Here is a 1,367-nt window from a genome sequence, read left to right as displayed (position 1 = left end):
TTCGCAGTCTTGCGGCCGACACCGGGCAGGGCTTCCAGCGCCTCGCGATTCGGCGGTACCTTGCCACCATGCTGTTCGACCAGGATGCGGCAGGTCTCGATCAGGTGGCGGGCCTTGGTGCGGTACAGGCCGATGGTCTTGATGTGACGCTCCACACCTTCGACGCCGAGCGCCAGCATCTTGGCCGGTGTCGGCGCGGTGGCAAACAGTGTGCGGCTGGCCTTGTTGACGCTGACGTCGGTGGCCTGCGCCGACAGCAGCACGGCGGCCAGCAGCTCGAACACGTTGGTGAACTCCAGCTCGGTTTCGGGCTGCGGGTTGGCAGCTTTCAGCGTGGCGAAGAATCGTTCGATCGTGGCCGGGGTCATGTGTTCGTGTCGTCGTCGCTTGGGGTGGGCGTAGCGGCCGGCGCCGGGGCGCGCTGAGCGCGGGCACGAGCGAGTGCGGCTTCGATGACCGCGCGCTTGCGGTCGATCACCTCGGGCTCGGTGTGCAGGGTCTGGTTCGGCAGGTCGGCCAGCTTGTGCGCGGCCTTGGCGGCCAGGCGTTCGTCGTTCTCGCGCTTGTCGCGCGCCACGCGCATCTGGCGGAAGGCGTATTGCTCGCGTGCTCGCGTCGCCTGCTCGCCGCTCCAGGCGGCCCAGCCTGTGAGCGTAGCGGTGACAGGCTCCATGGCRATGCAATCGACCGGGCAGGCGGGCACGCACAGCTCGCAGCCAGTGCAGTCTTCCTCGACGATGGTGTGCATCTTCTTCGGCRCACCGACGATGCAGTCGACCGGGCAGGCCTTGATGCACAGCGTGCAGCCGATGCACCAGTTCTCGTCGATCACCGCCACGCCGCGCGGCCCCTCGTGGCCGTTGTCGGGGTTCAGTGCGATGACGGGCTGGCCGGTCAATGTGGCCAGTCGGGCGATGCCCTCGGCGCCGCCGGGCGGGCATTGGTTGATCGCCGCTTCGCCGACAGCGATGGCGGCCGCATAACCATGGCAGTCGGGGTAGCTGCAGCGGGTGCACTGCGTCTGCGGCAGCGCGTCGTTGATGCGCTCGGCCAAGGCGGCCTGCGCGGGGGTCAAAGAGGTCGGCGCGGGGTGGATCACTGGTGGATTATCCCCAGCGATGGGGTCGGCGCCTTTTRCTCATTCCGCCTGCGAAGGGTTGAGCGTGGTGGGTGGCCCGGGGCTGCGTTCTCCGGCCCACGCTCGCGGGGCGACGTGCTCGGCGTGCGGCGGTCTCTCGGTCAGCGCCGTATTGCGCTTGCCGATGTCGGGGCGACCGCGAATGGGGCCTGCGCCCGCATCCCCAAGCCACCCACCATGGAACCGTGGTGCCTTGCTTGCGCGTGGCGCGCTACGGACGGTGCTTGCA

The 1,367-nt window shown here is 68.8% G+C and carries 2 protein-coding genes; both read right to left on the bottom strand.

Annotated features, from left to right (window positions below; all coding sequences use genetic code 11):
* On the bottom strand, positions 1–368 hold a 368-nt coding region (locus AC1DYI_RS35770), incomplete at its 3' end, for an endonuclease III domain-containing protein (protein ID WP_477208837.1).
* A complete protein-coding gene (gene rsxB, locus AC1DYI_RS35765; protein ID WP_477208836.1) occupies positions 365–1,099 on the bottom strand; it encodes an electron transport complex subunit RsxB in 735 nt (244 codons plus the stop codon). The genes AC1DYI_RS35770 and rsxB, both read right to left, overlap by 4 nt.
* Positions 1,100–1,367: the final 268 nt, after the last annotated feature.

It is taken from the genome of Ideonella sp. P3_A4 (assembly GCF_056403075.1).
This window is presented reverse-complemented; position numbering and strand designations above follow the sequence as displayed.